7 protein-coding genes are annotated in these 18,110 nt (G+C 40.9%); all 7 read right to left on the bottom strand.

Going from position 1 to position 18,110, the window contains the following annotated elements:
• Nucleotides 1-4: 4 nt before the first annotated feature.
• Genes OSCIL6407_RS0104220 through OSCIL6407_RS0104190 form a run of 7 tightly spaced genes read right to left on the bottom strand, consistent with a single transcriptional unit; the run spans nucleotide 5 to nucleotide 17,987 of the window.
• Complete coding sequence (locus OSCIL6407_RS0104220) at nucleotides 5-1,189, bottom strand: acyl-CoA dehydrogenase family protein (RefSeq protein WP_007358389.1); 1,185 nt, start codon at nucleotides 1,187-1,189, stop codon at nucleotides 5-7.
• A 45-nt stretch (nucleotides 1,190-1,234) separates the two neighbouring features.
• Nucleotides 1,235-1,486 (bottom strand): acyl carrier protein, encoded by a 252-nt coding sequence (locus tag OSCIL6407_RS0104215; RefSeq protein WP_007358390.1) that lies wholly within the window; start codon nucleotides 1,484-1,486, stop codon nucleotides 1,235-1,237.
• Nucleotides 1,487-1,505: 19 nt separating this feature from the next.
• Nucleotides 1,506-2,363, bottom strand: a complete 858-nt coding sequence (locus OSCIL6407_RS0104210) for a 3-hydroxyacyl-CoA dehydrogenase family protein (protein ID WP_007358391.1) — start codon at nucleotides 2,361-2,363, stop codon at nucleotides 1,506-1,508.
• Nucleotides 2,364-2,398: 35 nt separating this feature from the next.
• Nucleotides 2,399-7,096: a type I polyketide synthase gene (locus OSCIL6407_RS0104205; protein ID WP_007358392.1), complete on the bottom strand. Its 4,698-nt coding sequence runs from the start codon at nucleotides 7,094-7,096 to the stop codon at nucleotides 2,399-2,401.
• A 58-nt stretch (nucleotides 7,097-7,154) separates the two neighbouring features.
• Nucleotides 7,155-11,432 carry a non-ribosomal peptide synthetase gene (locus OSCIL6407_RS0104200; RefSeq protein ID WP_007358393.1) on the bottom strand — a complete coding sequence of 1,426 codons (4,278 nt, stop codon included), beginning with the start codon at nucleotides 11,430-11,432 and terminating at the stop codon, nucleotides 7,155-7,157.
• Nucleotides 11,429-13,054, bottom strand: a complete 1,626-nt coding sequence (locus tag OSCIL6407_RS0104195; RefSeq protein ID WP_007358394.1) for a zinc-binding dehydrogenase — start codon at nucleotides 13,052-13,054, stop codon at nucleotides 11,429-11,431. The genes OSCIL6407_RS0104200 and OSCIL6407_RS0104195 overlap by 4 nt, the downstream gene beginning before the upstream one ends.
• Entirely contained in the window at nucleotides 13,041-17,987 is a 4,947-nt protein-coding gene (locus OSCIL6407_RS0104190; protein ID WP_007358395.1) for a type I polyketide synthase, read from the bottom strand. Before OSCIL6407_RS0104190 ends, OSCIL6407_RS0104195 begins: the two co-directional genes overlap by 14 nt.
• Nucleotides 17,988-18,110: the final 123 nt, after the last annotated feature.

Below are 18,110 nucleotides of genomic sequence, written 5' to 3'. Positions count from 1 at the left end.
TTTTTCACTTCCTTCCTACTAATTCTTGAGATTTTGAATTCCGATTTTGTGAGAACATATATTCTTGATAACCATACTCAGCGATGGTTATTTGTTGAATTTGGGTACTACCTTCGATGATTTCCATAATTTTTGTATCCCGTAAATACCGTTGAACTGGGTATTGACTACTGCAACCATTTGCCCCGTGAATTTGGACGGCATCATTGGCTACTTTAGTTGCGATCGTAGAAGCAAAATATTTGGCGATCGAGGTTTCCATAATTGAGTTGGGGTCGCCAATATCTTTGAGATAACCTGCTTGATAGCATAGTAATCGGGCGGCTTTGATATTCGCGATCGCCTCAGTAATCATTTGTCGAATTAGTTGATGTTCTTTGAGATAAACATCAAATTGCTTGCGTTTACTTGTATATTCAATGCAGGCTTCTAAGCAAGCTTGAGCGATTCCTACACAACCGCACGCGACACTGTATCGTCCCAAATCAAGTGCAGAAGATGCTACGTGGGAGAAACCAAAACCTTGCCTGCATACGAGATTTTCTTGGGGAATTCGACAATTATTTAGGTGCAGTTCTGCTAACATCGAACCTTTGACACCTAACATTCCAAAAATTGGTTTAATGGAGAGTCCCGGACTGTTTTTTTCGACTAAAAAAGCAGAGGGTTTACCTTCCCACTTGGCAAAAACTAAGAAAACATCAGCAATTTGTCCGTAAGTAATCCATTTTTTTTGCCCGTTTAAGATATAAGAGTCGCCAGAAAGTTTTGCTGTCGTCTCTACGGCTTTGGCATCGCTACCTATGTTAGGTTCGCTCAATGCGAAGGCTGCGATCGCATCGCCGGATGCTAATTTAGTCAGCCAATACTCTTTTTGAAATTTACTTCCCCATTTGAGAATGGCATGAGCGACCATAGAATGAACTGTTAGCAAGCACCTGAGCGAAGAACATCCCCGTCCGATTTCCTCGTTTAGGAGACCGTAGGCGATCGCATCCATGCCCATGCCGCCCCATTCTTCGGGTAATATGGCTCCTAAATATCCTTTTTGAGCTAGTTTCTGGATGATTTCAGGTGTAGTTCTTTCTTCGCGATCGATGCGATCGGCATGAGGAACGATTTCTTCATCTACGAAAGCTCTAAAAGTGGAGCGATTGTCTTTTTGCTGAGAGCTTAATTCTAGTTTCATTGTATCGCTTAATTCCTCCAAATGTCAACATTAAAATCACATTTTTTACTCTCTCGCCAGTACGGTAGTTTTCCGTTCTAGTAACGCCGTCATAGAGTTGATACTCCTGAAATTAGCAAATTCCAGGTCTTCGTTTTCGATCGTAACTTCAAACTCTTTTTCTATAAACAACACCAATTGCATGGCAAACATGGAATTGACGAATCCCAAAGCAAATATGTCTTCATCATCCTGCAAGTCATGGTTGCCGAAAAACTGAGAAAGGAATTTTTTGATTTTGTCTTTAGCTGCTTTCATGTTATGTAATTTCTAATGACTAATGATTGTAGGTATAGAAACCTTTTCCGCTTTTTCGCCCGTGCAATCCAGCATCTACCATTTTTTTGAGTAAAGGGCAGGGGCGATATTTACTGTCATTGAAGCTTTCGTACAAAACTTCTATCGAGAAGAGAATTGTATCTAATCCGATTAAATCTGCTGTTTCTAATGGCCCCATTTTGTGACCGAAACAGGATTTAAAAATTTTATCAACCTGTTCGGCTGAAGCTACTCCCTCTTGCAAAAGAAAAATTGCTTCGTTAACGGTTAACATTAGCACCCGATTGGAAACGAAACCAGGCGAATCATTAACTAAGATAGATTCTTTTCCCATCTTCGCTAATAATTTTGTGGCGGTTTCGATCGTCGGCTCAGAAGTATGATAGCCGCGAATCATTTCCACCATCGGCTTCATCGGTACGGGGTTCATAAAATGAATGCCAATAACTCGATCTGCCCTCTTGGTAGCGGAAGCGATCCGAGTAATGGAAATGGCCGATGTGTTGGCGGCAAAAATAGTTTCTTCTGGGCAAATCGCGTCTATTTTACTGTATACCTCCTTTTTAATATCCCATTTTTCAGTAACATTTTCAACTACGAATTCCGCTTTTTCTAGGAACTGATAGTTACTGGAAAAAGTAATTTTATCCAAAATGTCATTTGGACGATCGGCTTTCTCATTTTTGTTGAAAAAACTTTGAAAACGGATATTATTTTTGATTTCCTGTTTCGCTCGTTCCAGAATATCATCTGAAATATCTAAAAGCACCGCATGATGTCCGGTTTGCGCTAGATTTTGCGCTACCCCAACTCCCATAACACCTGCTCCGATTACACCGACTGTTTGAATGTTCATACTTAATCCTTTGGTCATTGGTCATTGATCATTGATCATTTCATGGAATTAACTGGTACAAGTTCGCGAACTTCATCTTCAGTTAATTTTTCTAATTCGTTGATGATGATTTCCTCAATAACAAAAGCTAATTCAGCTACAGATGGTGACTGAAAAAGCGAAGGAATAGATAGTTCTATCTGGAAGTCTTGGCGAAGCCGAGAAATTAACTGAATCCCGATCAAAGAGTTACCGCCTAAGTCGAAAAAGCTGTCATTTATGCCGACGCTATCAATTCCCAGCAACTCTTGATAAATGCCAGCAATTCTGTATTCAGTATCATTGCTAGGTGCAATATAGGCAGTTTTTAAATTAGGTCGTGAATGAATTGATTGGGGGCGATCCTTCTGTGATTTTTCCAGTAAAGTTGTCAATTCAAAATCCTCGTGCTGCTCAATTACAGCCTGGAGATTTCGCGTTGATACGACTACTTGAGGAAGTTGACAAGATAGAATATGACCTAATGCCTCTATACCCTCTTGAAATGTTATGCCATATTTCTCTCGCATTTGCTTAAAGCTAGCTTGCATCTGTGGCTCAAATGACAGCAGTGCATCTTGCCAACTATCCCATTGCCACCAATCCCAATTAATTGAAACAGTTAGCACTTGATGGCGAGCAAATTTGTAATGGGCAAAGGCATCAAGAAAAGCATTAGCGGCGCAGTAATCTACCTGACCAAATCCACCATAAATTGAAGTGAATGAAGAAAAGAACACAAAAAAATCTAGCTTTAGATCTTTTAATACAGCATCTAATACCAGCGTTCCCTTCATCTTAGGCTCAAGAACACTGTTCGCCAATTCGGTTGTTTTCAGTTGAACAAGACCTGCACCTGGAACTCCGGCTGCGTGAATCACTCCATGAATATCCCCAAAGCGAACGCATACCTGCTTGACCATCGCTTGCATTTGTTCAAGGTTAGCAACATCTGCTTTGATAACAAGAACTTCTGCACCCAATTCCTCTAAAAGCTGAACTTTCTCGATTTTTGTACTCAGTAAATTTTGCCGATCGTGGCTTAATAAATATTGCTCCCACTCAGATTTCGGAGGTAATCCTGAACGTCCAATTAACACCAGCTTGGCTTGAGCTATTTTTGCCAAATGTTCGGCGATCGCTAGTCCAATTCCACCCAATCCACCTGTAATAATATAAACTCCTCCTTGGCGTAACTTGGGTGTGCGTAAGGTTTTATCTTTCACTGGGAGTGGCTCAAAACACTGCGCCCATCGACGATTTCCGCGATACGCAATCACCGGGTAAGATAACTCTACAGCTAATTCTGCCAGGAGTTGATCTATCAGTTGTTCCCATTGTTTAGTACCTGATTCGGGCAGAGTAATATCAATGCTACGACAGGTGATATTTGAATATTCTTGGGGAATAACTTTACATGGGCCTAAAAGAGTTGCCTTTTCTGGGTACAATTCACCTTCGTCAGTTAACTCCTGTAGATTATTAGATACGACAGCAATTTCGATAGAGTCACTAAGATTTTTTTCTCCTAGTGCTTGGGCTAAAAAAATCAGACTGTAGAAGCTAAAAACTTGAGTTTCTTCTAAATCTTCAAGTGCTGAGTGTATGCGATCGTTCGATGTTATGTTCCACAAATGAGCGATGATTTGGGGGATTTTATTCAAATCACTAAGGACTTTTATTAGAGCATTATAGTCATCTTTATTTTGAGGATGGATCGTGTATTCCCACTCTCTAAGCTGGCTAAATTTCTCTCCCACCCTCACGACTATTACATCTTGATTCTCCTTTTCTAGTCGTTCTACAATTTGTGAACCTATCCCACAACCATCAATAAATACTAGCCAAGATTGCTTTTGAGTTATTGATTTTCTTGGTTCAAAAGATCCAGGCGGTGCAACTTGTTTCCAAGAAGGAATGTAAAACCACTCGGTAATATCAAGTTTTTGTTCTAGAATTCCTTGGTTAAGATTAATATTGTTGGGAGTTTTTGGTGGTTCAATCCAGTAGCGCTGACGCTCGAATGGATAAGTCGGTAATGGAATCCGATAATGGCGATCGTGGGTATAAAATCCCGACCAATTTATCTGTACTCCCGAAAGCCAAAGCTGACCCAAAGTGTTGAGTAAAAATGCTAAATCTGGTTGTTGATTATAGGCATCTCGCAGCGAGGGTAACGCGACTTTATCTGCGATCGCAACATTTTCTAAACACTGTAAGCCTAAGCTGCACAATGTCTGTCCTGGCCCTACTTCTAATAGAATCGGTTTGTGTTTTTTCCACAACTCTTGCATCCCATCAGCAAATAACACGGGTTGACACAAATGCTGAGTCCAATAATTAGGATCGGTAGCTTGTTCGGCAGTAATCCAAGTTCCCGTAACGTTTGATATATAAGGAATTTTTGGTGCTTGAAGATTGACAGTTTTCACTAATTCGGTAAAAGATTCAGCGATCGCTTCCATCATCTGAGAATGGAAAGCATGGGAACTTTGCAAGCGCCGACAAGCTAAACCTTTTTCAGTTAGTTGAGTAGCCAATTCGTCTATAGCGTTTGTAGTTCCCGCTACTACGCAAAAAGCAGCACCATTAATTGCAGATAAAGAGAGATTTTTATTCAGCAAAGGGCGCACTTTTTCCTCACCTAAAGGAACCGCCAACATCCCTCCATTTGGTAACTCTTGAATCATCTGCGCTCTTTTGGCGACGAGAGTAAGAGCATCTTCCAGAGATAAAACTTCTGCTATCGTTGCGGCGACATATTCACCGATGCTGTAACCGATAGTTGCTACAGGATGAATTCCCCAGGAAATCCACAACTGAGCTAAAGCATATTCGATTACAAAAATAGCAGGTTGAGTGAGATGAGTTTGATTGAGTTTTTGAGTAGTTTCATCCGCCTGTTGTTCGCCACGACCGAGCATTTTTCGCAGATCGAAACCTGATGGAGAGGTAGTTTTTGGAGCGTTGCGATCGCGATACATTACATCTCGCAAATCTAACCCCAGCAGAGGTTTGAGAAATTGGCAACAGCGATCGACTGTCTCTTGAAATGTCGGTTCAACTTGGTATAATTCCCAACCCATATTGACATATTGAGTTCCCAGTCCTGTAAACATAAAAGCGACTGGACGTTCCATTCCATCCTGAATATTATTGAGAACTAGTTTGGGATTTTGAAGTGCTGCGATCGCATCTTGAATATCTTTGCAAACCACCGTTCGCCGATGCTCAAAAGCTCGACGACCAACTTGTAGAGTGTAAGCGACATCAGCTAAGTTGAGATCGGGATGTTGTTTTAAGTGTTCCGCTAAATTTACCGTCGCCGTTTCCAAAGCCGAGTTAGTTTTAGCAGATAACATCAATAATTGCCAAGTACGAGATGTTTCAGAAGTTTTAGCAGGTGGCGCTTCTTCGAGAATTACGTGAGCATTCGTACCTCCAATTCCTAAAGAACTAACCCCAGCGCGGCGAGGGTTTAGGTGCGTTTTCCACTGTGAAAGTTTGGTGTTGACGTAAAACGGACTGTTAGCAAAATCAATCTTAGAATTGGGTTTTTCAAAATGCAAACTCGGTGGAATTAACTGATGTTTGATAGCTAAAACTGTTTTAATTAAACCTGCTACGCCAGCAGCAGCACCGAGATGTCCGAAATTAGTTTTAACGGAACCAACTGCACAGAAACTTTTTTGTGTAGTCCGACTTTCAAAAACTTGTGTTAGCGCGGCAATTTCGATCGGATCTCCTAAAGGTGTTCCACTGCCGTGAGCTTCAATATAATTTATTGTTTCAGGTTCAATTCCCGCGATCGCTTGAGCTTCGGAAATTACTGCTGATTGACCATCTGGACTCGGAGCAGTATAGCCAGCTTTCAACGCGCCGTCATTATTAATTGCCGAACCTTTGATAATTGCATGAATGGAATCTCCATCTGCGATCGCATCATCCAACCGCTTGAGAACCACAACTCCTACACCGCTACCGAAAATACTTCCCCGCGCTTTAGCATCAAAACTTCGGCAGTGTCCATCGGGAGAAGCAATTCCTTCTTCTTGATATAAATATCCCGTCTTTTGTGGAACGCGAACTGTAACGCCACCCGCCAAAGATATATCGCATTCACCATTCAATAAACTTTGGCAAGCGATATGAATAGCCACCAATGAAGTAGAACAAGCGGTTTGAACGCTGACACTCGGTCCTTTGAGATTCAACTTATAAGAAACTCTAGAAGATAGATAATCTTTATCATTTCCTAGCAGCGTTTGTAAATCTGACAGACCAAAATTAGGATAGATATTGTTGAGCAGATAAGTATTAGTTTCTGAACCTGCGTAAACACCGATCGAACCTTGATAAGTTTCCGAATTGTAACCTGCATTTTCGAGTGCTTCCCAAGCAGATTCGATAAATAATCGATGCTGGGGATCTAAAATTTCAGCTTCTTTCGGACTGAAGCCGAAAAACTCAGCATCAAATCCTTCAACGTCTGACAGGACGGCATTAGCTTTGACGTAATTAGGGTTGTTCAGCGAAGTTGAATCTACACCTGAAGAGAGTAGTTCTTCATCTGAATAAAATTCAACTGACTCTATACCTTCTCGCAGATTCTGCCAGAAAACCTCGATATTTTTTGCGCCAGGGAAACGACCGGCCATTCCGATAATGGCTATTTCCGACCCATTTATATCATTCTGTAAATCCACTGCGCTCATCTAATTCTAACTCCTTTGATTATTGACTATTAGCAATTGAAAGTCCCAACTACAAAATCTAAACTTTCTGCCCCCGATGCTTCTGTCTGGATTGTTGTTTTTGACTTCGTAATGTTTGGCGATCGCTCCGTATTGAGCCTCGCTCTTGACCTTGTTCTGTCGAGGTTTTTGTAGTTTCGTTTTGATTTAAGTATTTGATCAAAGAAGAAATAGTTGGGGCTTTAAACATATCAACGATCGGTATTTTTTTACCCAATATTTCTTGCAATTTGAGTTGAGTCTTGACCATGAGCAACGAATTACCTCCCAACTCAAAAAAATTGTCATTAATTCCTATTTTTTCCAGTTGAAGTATCTGTTGCCAAACCCCTGCAATGAGTTGTTCGGAATCTGTTACTGGTTCAACGTAAGCCGCACTCTGTTGGGGAACGAGACTTTCTAGCGCAGACAAGGCGAGGCGATCGACTTTACCATTCCGTGTTAATGGTAATGCGTCTAGTAGCACATAAGCAGAAGGTATCATATATTCGGGAAGTTTCTGCTGCAAGAAATCGCGTAATTCATCATTTAATGATTCTGAGTGATGATTGTCAAATGTTGCAGGCTTTTCCTCCAACCATTGCTTAGTCCAACTTGGATCTATTCCTCCACCTACCATATTGTGAAGTAAAATTTGACTCGATTCGATCGCCAATAAATCTCGCAATTGTTCAAATTCTATAGAACCAATAGGACACAAACCGATTTCATATTTTGGCGCGGTTTCCATTAGTAATTGACTGATATAACCCGCCTCCAGCATACAAAAATCTCGCGTCACTTCTCCATACATCGGCGCGATCGCACTCAGTTGTCCGATCAAAAATAGGGAAAAAGCCGCTTCCTCAAAAATTAGCTGATTTTTTTGATATATCCTGTTGTTAATATCACTAGCAGCACTCAAAAATACCAAACGGTGATAAGTAGGATTGTAATAGTAAAATCCACTTTCTAACCCTTCCACTCGATTGGGTTTAACATACAAATATACCTGCACGGGATAGAGACCACCAGCGGAAGCATAGCGATATTTAGGTAACGGGGAACTATCCAGCGTTATTGGTAGTAGGCAGCTTAAAAACTCACCTAACTGTTTCAAAGAAATGGCTTTATCTAAAAATTGCCGATAACTCTGACGCTGCAAATAAGCCTGTTTGATAATTTCATCAAACTCAGGTTTTGGCAACTCAATACTGTGTTGAGTGGGTGGAATCTGTCTCAATCCTAGTTGTTTTAACTTAAATTCAATGCGTTCTACCGGATCGATCAATACTCCTTCAAGTTGACCTGGCTCATAAGCTTCAGACAGCTTATTTTCGGTAGAATTTTTCTGTTTGGGAACGATGTAAGCCACCAAGCGCTGCTGGTTAGACTCATTACCCACAACTGTAACTACAGAAGCTTTTACATTGGGATGTTGGGTTAAAGCCGCCTCAATTTCTCCGGTTTCAATGCGCTGTCCTCGAATTTTAATTTGAAAGTCTACTCGTCCTAAAAACTCGATGTTGCTATCTGGTAAATAGCGACCTAAATCTCCCGTGCGGTAAATCCGTTCTCCCGTGCGCGGATGAGTGATGAAATTAGTTTTAGTCTTTTCTTCATCTTGCCAGTAACCTTTTGCTAATTGTACGCCAGCACAGTACATTTGACCGGGAACCCACACCGGACAATCTTCTAAAGATTCGTTCAAAATGTAATATTTGGCGTTAGCCATCGGTTGACCGTAAGGGATACTCTTCCAGTTTGGATCGGTGTTTTCGATGAGATAACCGATGTTCCAAATTGTAGTTTCAGTCGGGCCGCCAATACTAAGGATTTGGATATTTGGCAGTAAAGATTTTAGTCGCTCTGGCAAAGAAATCGGGAGCCAATCTCCACCTAAAATTGCCAAACGCAAACTTAAAGGAATAGTTGCAGATTGCTGTTCGACATAGCTAACTAACATCTCCATCATCGCCGGAACTGAATTCCATAAAGTCACTCTTTCTCGCAACATTAAATCTACCCAATGAGAGGGATCTTTTACCGCTTCAGCATCTGGCATGACAATGCTACCGCCAGCACTTAAAAGCCCAAAAATGTCATAAACAGATAAGTCGTGATTGAGTGCGGTTACAGCTAGGATAGAGTCTTGGTAACTGACATTAAAGCGTCTATTGGTGTGGATAACCACATTTATCACGTTGCGATGAGTAATCATCACTCCTTTGGGTTTGCCAGTCGAACCAGAGGTGTAAATTACATAAGCTAAATCGCCTGGTTTTTGAACTGATTCTAACGGTTGCTTGCTTTCTTTGGCTAAGTCTTCATTATCTAAACATAGTAGTTGAATTCCTTCACGCCAAGCAAGTTTTTCTTTTAACCAAGATTGAGTTAAAACAATTTCAACTTGGCTGTTTTCGAGGAGATAAAATAAGCGTTCTTTAGGCAATCCTGGGTCAATGGGAACGTAAGCAGCACCGGCAGCTAAAATGCCCATAACTGCGACAATTTGTTCCCACCCTTTCTCCATTACTATGGCGACTAGCTTATTAGGAAGAACTCCTAATTGGCGTAGTCGATGACCGACTTGATTGGAGCGATCGAATAATTCTTGATAACTTAAGCTGCTAGTGGAAGTTACCACAGCCGTTTTTTCTGGTCGCTGTTTAACTTGAGTTGCAAACAAACTGTGGAGTAAGCTATCTGATACTTCAGCCGCAGTATTGTTGATGGCTGCACGTTGCTCTAATTGTGCGGATGGTATTAATTTTGGCGCTGTTTCTTGCCAAGTATTCTCTTCATTAGCTAAGCGTTGCAGGAGATGACAAGCTGCCTCGAACATATCATTTATCATCCCTGCGGGGAATAGCTCGTCTACGACTTGCCAAGTGTAGGTTAGAGAGCCATCCGCCTCCACAAAATAGATATTATCTATCCAGATTTGCGGAGTTTGGTAGACATTATAAACAACTTTTCCCAGAGGAATATCTCCGCTCGCATTATTACCATCCACATCTTGAGGAGTAGTCGTAAATACGATCGGCATTGCGACTCCTCCGGCTTTGCCTTGAACTTTAGCTAATTCGCGCAGGACTCGCACTCCAGTTACATAATCGTGTTCTAAATCCTGCCAAAGTTGCGACTGAATACGCTGCGATCGCGCTTCAAATGATTCATTTCCTGAGTTATCTATTTCTAGGAGAGTAAATGATACCAATTCTCCCATAATATCGTTGACTTGAGGATGCAATGGTAGGCGATTGAATCGCGGTACGTTGATAGTAAATCTCTGGCTTTTACTCCAGCGTCCTATCACTTCCGCGTAGACAGCAAGCAAGGTTCCAGCTAAGGTTAAACTGCCTTTAGCCGCTCGATTTGTTAGTCTTTGTACCACTTGAGCTTCTAATTTATATTTGAGACTAACAAATCGAGGGTTTTTGAGATTGCTAGGATTTTGTGCTAGTGGTAATTCCGGTGCTGGCGGTAACGTAGGAATACGAGATAGCCAATATTTTAAAGATTTTTCATAGATAGGTGAATTTTCGAGAGCGATCGCAGCCAAAACGTAGTCTCGGAATGAAAGTTCTAGAGGAGGTAAGTGTTGATCGCTCTTGTCGTAGAGTTCTTTTAACTCTCGGAATAAAAGCTGTAAACTCCTACCATCAAGACACCATCCATCAATGCTGAGATGAAGCCTGCTGCTATGTTCATCTAATCGAGATGCGAGGATTTCAAATTGAGGCCACTGTTCGAGAGGTAACATTTGGTGCGAGAGGCGATCGCGAATCATTTCTATTTGAAAAGCTACAGCCTCAACATCTTTTCCCCGCAGATCTAATACCTGAATTTCATAAGGTGGTACTTGCGGCAAAATTTGCTGCTGTCCATCCGGCAAAACGATCGCTCGCAGCATATCGTGACGGTTAATCAACTGCTGCCAAGCTAAATTTAATCGATCTATATTTAGATCGACGATCTCGATTTCTGTATAGCTGTGGATCGACACATTTCCCATATCAAAAGAATCAGTTCTGCCGAGCCAGTAAGCCTGCTGCATATCATTGAGCGGGAAAGGCTGATAGCGATTTTTTAGGTCTGGTGAAATTAAAGGCAATGTTTGGTCTTGAATACTGGAATATTCGCTAAATTTATTTAGAAATGTCAGGATTTCAGTTTTGCGATCGGTCAATTGTTCGCGCAAAGTAGATGTCAACATTTCTTTCGGAGCATTGCAGCGCAGGCGATCGTTATCTACCCAAAGTTTGATACCGAGTTCGCTGAGGTTGAATAAAAATTCGTCAATTGATGGTTTCATAATTCGATCTCCATTCTGTCATCTAATTCAGTATTAATAGGCGCTTGGAATTTTTTAGTAGTCAAGCGAATCTTCTCAATGTACTGGGAAATTTCAGCGATAGTGGGTGCATCAAACAGGATGCTTAATGGCAAATCCATCTTGATGGCTAGGCGCATCTGAGCAATAACTTGGGTGGCTAATAAGGAATGTCCGCCTAATTCAAAAAAGTTGTCATAGATACCCACTTGCTTAACACCTAGAAACTTTTGCCAAATGTTGGCGATGGTTTCTTCAAGCTCATTTAGGGGAGGTATATAAGCATTACTTAGTTCTGGTCGGGGGTGTATTGCTTGGGATAAATTAGCCTTTTCTCCGGTTTCTGAGAAACTTAGTATGCTATCTGAATTATGCCGAGCGATTAAGGTAGTTAAATCGCGAGTTGATACTAAAACTTGGGGCAGTTTACTCTCTAAAATTCGTCTGAAAACGTTGATACCTTCTGACGGTAACAATCCATTTTCGATAAATTTTATTGGCAAAGCTTTTGCAAAAAACTGGGGACTGGGAGAAGTTAATACGTTATTTTTTTCCACTTCTACTTCCCTTTTATCCTGCCATGATATCACAATTTTTCCAATGTGTTTGGCTGCGGTCATGTATTCAAAGGCGCGAACTATTTCTGAAATGGGAAAGACTTGATGAGGTAGGGGAGTGAAATTTTTATTGTTAAAGTGTTTCACTACTTCTCGCCAAAGTTCGCTGAAATTAGGTAGTTCAGGCTCTACTTGAATCGCAAAAAATGATAACCGTTTTTCAAAAGGTTGCAGACCTAATTGGCTATTATTAAGGATATCGCGTTGACCGATTTCTAAGAACCGTCCGTAACGTCCTAAAACCGCAAGACTTTTTGCTATAAATTCGCCTCCTAATGAGTTCAAAACTACATCTACGCCTTTGCCTTCAGTGCGTTTCATCACTTCATCAGCAAAAGTCAAAGACCTGGAATCCATTACTTGTTGAATGCCGAGCGATCGCAAAAATTCTCGTTTTTCATCATTGCCCGCCGTAGCGAAGATTTCCGCCCCTATCCACTGAGCAATTTGTACGGCAGCCATTCCCACACCGCCAGCGGCTGAATGAATCAAAATTCTTTCACCCTGACGCAATTTGCCCAATTTAATTAGAGCATAATAAGCGGTTACGAAAGCAACTGGAATTGTCGCCGCTTCTTCTAAACTGAGATGTGCTGGTTTTGACGCTACTAACTGAGCAGAAGTGGTAATAAATCGGCTAAAGCATGAAGTACCAAAAGCAATTACTTCATCTCCAATTGCCAAGCTTTCAACTCCTTCTCCCAAAGCCGTTATTTTGCCGACGCATTCAAGTCCAAACTTGAAATTAAAATCATTTGGAACGGGAACTAAACCGAGGGCAAGAAGCACTTCCTTAAAGTTAAGTCCAGTTGCGCTCACCTCAATTTCTACTTCACCTACACCGGGCTTTTGACGCGGAATAGGACGAAATGTCAGAGTATCTAATAAGCCAGGAGAGGAGATAGTTAAATAGACGTTTTGGCTTTCAGAACTGGCGGCAGTTTGGTTTAGGCGATCGCTCTCGCTCGTATCATTAAATGTTTTCATTTAAACACCTCAAAGTATATTCTTCAATCTCCATCAATATCGTACCCATTTCATCCAAAATCGTAATATTAAATTTCAGCGTTTCTTTTTGAGATTGCTTATTTTCTATCAACCTGATGTAACTATATATCCGACCGGATAAATCTCCTTGAATCTGTAATGCTTTATAAGAAAAAGGTAAGTAAGTCGCCCCTTCATCTTTTAATTGCATCATCATAAATCCTGTGGCATAGTCCAATAAAGCTGGATGCAGTTTATATGAATTCAGATCGGGTATGAATTCTTTCGGTAATTCTAGAAATGCTAATCCTTTGTTGTTTCCCATTTTTATCCATTTACAGTTGTTCCACCTGGCTCCAAACTCGATAGCTCCTTTTGGGTTTTTATCCTTTTGATTGCTAACGATTATTTCTCGATCCCTACACTCTCCTTTTATTTCTTGAATATTAAAATTTTCAGATGTTTCTAACTTGTTGTAAGCTATTTCCCCGATAGTATGTTTCTGCCATTCATCTGACGTAGACTTAGATTTGCTCATCATCACAAACTCGAAACTATCTTCTTTTTTGGTCAGAATTGTGTGAACTTCTTTTTCCTCATCCTCTTCTACGATTAAAGGAGACAGAAAATAGACTTGTCGCAATTCAACATTTCTATTATTAGCGTGAATTTCCCCAGCCACTCTCGCCATTTCCAAGTAGGCTGTTCCGGGAAGTATGGCTTTTCCTTTGAATCGGTGTTCGCTTAAAACCCAAAGATTGCCGACATTAAACTTGGAAATATATATTTCTTTTTCCGAACTGTCAACTAAAGAGTTTTCAAACAAAGGATGTTCTACTGCTCTTAATTTTTGTTGAGAAATATCGGGAGTTAGAGAGAACTGTTTCACCGCTGAAGCTGCCATTCCCACTTCTTGCCAAGCATCCCAGTTAATACAAGTGGTGAACGTGCCATTTGTAGAGTTTTTATAGTGAGAAAAAGCATCCAGAAAAGCATTAGCTCCTGCATAATCTACCTGTCCAACTCCACCTATTACCGAAGCAAGAGAAGAAAACAAAACAAAGAAATCTAACTCTACATCTTTGAGTAGAAGATCGAGCACCAAAGTACCTTTTACTTTAGGAGCTAAAATACGTTCAGCTTCCTCCCGCGTTTTGCGTTGAATTACACCGCCTCCAGGGACTCCGGCAGCGTGAATAACGCCATCAATGTGACCAAATTGTTTCTGAGCAAGAGCGATCGCAACCTGCATTTGTTCTAAGTTAGTAACATCAGCAGTAGCTACCAAAATCTTTGCGCCAGACTCTTCAAATTCGAGTAGTTTGCGAATCTTGCGGCTAATGTTATCTTGCTCATTGTGAGTAGCTAACCATTGCGATCGCTCGTTGCGATCGGGAAACGCAGAACGTCCTACTAAAACAAGTTTTGCTTTGACAGTTTTCGCCAAATTCTCTGCTAAAACAAGACCAATTCCCCCCAGTCCACCTGTAATTAAATAAACTCCTCCTTCCCTCAAAACTGGTGTTTCTTCTCGTGCTTCATTTAGTTTAACTGGTTCAAAAGTTTGTAACCAGCGATTATTACCACGATAAGCAACGATCGAATCAGAAGAGTCAGCTATTATTTCTGTGAATAATTGTTCTAGAAGTTTTTCTTGCCAACTTCCCGAAGGTGGAAGTACAACATCAATGCTGCGACAATTGATCTGTGGATATTCTTGCGCGATCGCTTTCACAGTTCCCAGCAAAGTTGCTTTTTCTGGACAGAGTAATTCATCTCCAGTTACTTCTTGTAGGTTATTAGAAATAACGACAATTTGCAACTCATCACTTAAATTTTCTTCACCCAATGCTTGTGCTAGAAATAGTAGACTATAAAATCCTTTTTCTTGAGCTTTATCTATCAGTTCCCAGTCTAATTTACTGTCTTTTGTAACAGTCCACAAATGCGCGATTGTTTTGGGAATCTTCTCTCGCTCAAAAAGTGCTTTAACTAAAGCTTTGTAATCATTGGGTTGTTGAGGATTAACAGTATAGATATCTTCCCCAAAATTGGAAAATTCTGACCCAATTTTGACGGTAATCACTTCTTGATTTTGCCGTTCCAATCGTTTCAATAATTCGAGTCCCAAACCGCATTCATCGATAAATACCAAATAGCATGACTGAACTTGTATGGTATTCGATTTAGGCGCTGAGAGCAGAGAACGTTTCCACGATGGAATATAAAACCAATCTGCAATATCGGGTTTTTGATCCAACGTTATTTGACGATTACTAGCTGATTCCTGTGGAGGATCGATCCAATAACGTTGGCGCTCAAAAGGATAAGTTGGTAGGGGGATGCGATTCCTGCGGACAGCTTCGCTAAAGCGTTTTTCATCTGCATAAAATCCCGACCAATCTACGCGCACTCCTGCTAGCCAAAGTCTACCCAGAGTATTCAGTAAAAATCCTAAATCTGACTCTTTATCCTTGGGATGAGGAAGCGAAGAAAGTACGATTCGTCCAGATGCTTGCTGTTTAGTCAGCGTAGTTAATGTACGTCCCGGCGCAACTTCGAGGAAAATGAGTTGATCGTCTTTAATCAACTCAGAAATTCCTTCTGAAAATCGCACGGTTTCCCGCAAATGTCGCGCCCAATAATTCGGATCGGTAGCTTCAGCAGTGGTAATCCAAGTACCAGTAAGGTTAGATATAAAGGGAATTTGAGGAGGATTAAGTTTTACTTTTTGAACTGCCACTATAAACGGTTTGATAATCGAATCCATCATTGCGGAATGAAACGCATGAGAGGTATGCAATTGGCGATATTCTATCCCCTTTTCTGCTAGTTTATATTCGAGTTGACTTATGGCTTCTTTCGTTCCTGAAACCACGCTCAAAGATGGACTATTACTTGCGGCTAGAGAGAGGTTTTTATTCAAAAATACTTCTATTTTTTCCGCAGATAGACTTACTGAAATCATCCCCCCGTCAGGTAACTGCTGCATCATTTTTCCGCGAGTAGCTACCAGTAATAAAGCATCTTCGAGAGAGAACACACCAGCTAGGCAAGCCGCTACATATTCGCCAATACTGTGACCGATTATCGATTGGGGTTGTACTCCCCAGGATATCAATAATTTAGCGATCGCGTATTCAATAACAAATAGTGCTGGTTGAGTAATAGCAGTTTGCTGTAATTTTTGTGTTGCTTTTTCGGTGTCTTTCTTACTTGGATAAATCAACTGGCACAAATCTAAACCTAAATGGGGTTGAAGGAATTTAAAACAGCGATCGCACTCTTCTCGAAATATTAATTCGCTTTGATAAAGTTCCCGCGCCATATTGACATATTGCGCTCCTTGTCCTGTAAACATGAAAACGATGGGGCGATCGCTTGATTCCGTAAAATTAGTAAATACTCGCTGGGGATTGTTCGATTTGAGAGTTTTTACTGCATCTTCAAGGTTATCTACTACGATCGTTCGGCGATAATTGAATCCTCGACGACCAACTTGCAGAGTATAAGCTACATCGGCAATATTAGCCTCAGAATACTGCTCTAAATAGTTAACTAAATTAGTTGTAGCTGTGTCTAATCCCGAATTAGTTTTAGCTGAAAGTATTAATAATTGTTGGGCGCGAGCAGGACTAGATACTGTTGGTGTAGGAGCTTCTTCAAGAATTAGATGAGCATTAGTTCCCCCAATCCCAAAAGAACTTACTCCAGCACGGCGAGGATTACTGTTAGCTTTCCATTCCGAAAGTTTACTGTTAACATAAAACGGACTATTCTCAAAGTCTATCTGCGGATTTGGTGTCTCGAAATTGATACTGGGAGGCAGTAATTTATGGTGGAGTGATAGAACTGTTTTGATTAAACCCGTAATTCCAGCAGCAGCATCTAAATGCCCGACATTTGTTTTGACTGAGCCAATTGCACAGTAACCTTTCTTATCAGTAGTAACTCGAAAAGCTTGTGTCAGCGCCGCGATTTCAATCGGATCGCCTAAAGGAGTTCCCGTTCCGTGAGCTTCTATATAAGAGATCGTTTCTGGCTCGACTTCCGCCATCATTTGAGCCGATCGAATTACCTTCGATTGACCCTCTTCACTGGGAGCAGTATAGCCAACTTTTAATCCACCATCATTATTAATAGCCGACCCTTTAATAACAGCATAAATGCAATCTCTATCTGCGATCGCATCATCCAACCGCTTGAGAACAACTACTCCAATGCCGTTACCGCCAATTGTACCGTTTGCTTTGGCATCAAAAGCTCTGCACTTGCCATCAGGAGAAATAATTTCTTCGGGCGATAGTGTTAGTTCGTTTTGAGGAACTTTGACAGCAACACCAGCCGCCAAAGCCATATCGCATTCGCCACTTAATAAGCTTTGACAAGCTAAATGAACTGCCACTAATGAACTAGAACAAGCTGTTCCTACACTAACACTCGGCCCTTTCAGATTCAATTTGTAGGAGACGCGAGTAGGAACGTAATCCTTATCGACTCCAACCAGAGTTTGCAAGAAACTCATTGAATCCATCAATTCTCGGTTGGGATGAAGGTTATAAAGCAAGTAAGTGCTAATTCCCGTTCCTGCATAAACGCCGATCGGTCTTTGTTCGATTTCGGAGTCATAGCCAGCGTTTTCTAACGCTTCCCAAGCACACTCTAAAAACATTTTGTGTTGGGGGTCCATCGTTTCTGCTTCTCTAGGATTAAAGCCAAAGAAAGAAGCATCGAATAATTCTATATCCTCAAGAACGGAGCCTACTTTTGTTGTGCGATCGCCTAATTTACTTGGTCTTGAATTTGGAAAGGTTGAAGTTAAATTTACTCCAGCTTTCAAATTCTCCCAAAAGTCATCAAGACTTTTACTCCCTGGAAATCTTCCAGACATACCTACAATCGCAATTTCTAATCCATTTTTTTCATAACTCATCAGCTTCTCTTTCCTCCTAAAATCTGCGTTCATCTGTCGTAAAAATTTAAAGTAAGCACTTAGGTAATATCCCTAACCATAAATAAAGGCAATGCTTATTATTCCACTCGTGAAGTGGAGTAA

The organism is Kamptonema formosum PCC 6407, assembly GCF_000332155.1.
Taxonomy (GTDB): Bacteria; Cyanobacteriota; Cyanobacteriia; order Cyanobacteriales; family Microcoleaceae; genus Kamptonema; species Kamptonema formosum.
Note: the sequence above shows the minus strand (reverse complement) of the source record. Positions and strands in the feature narration are given on the sequence as shown.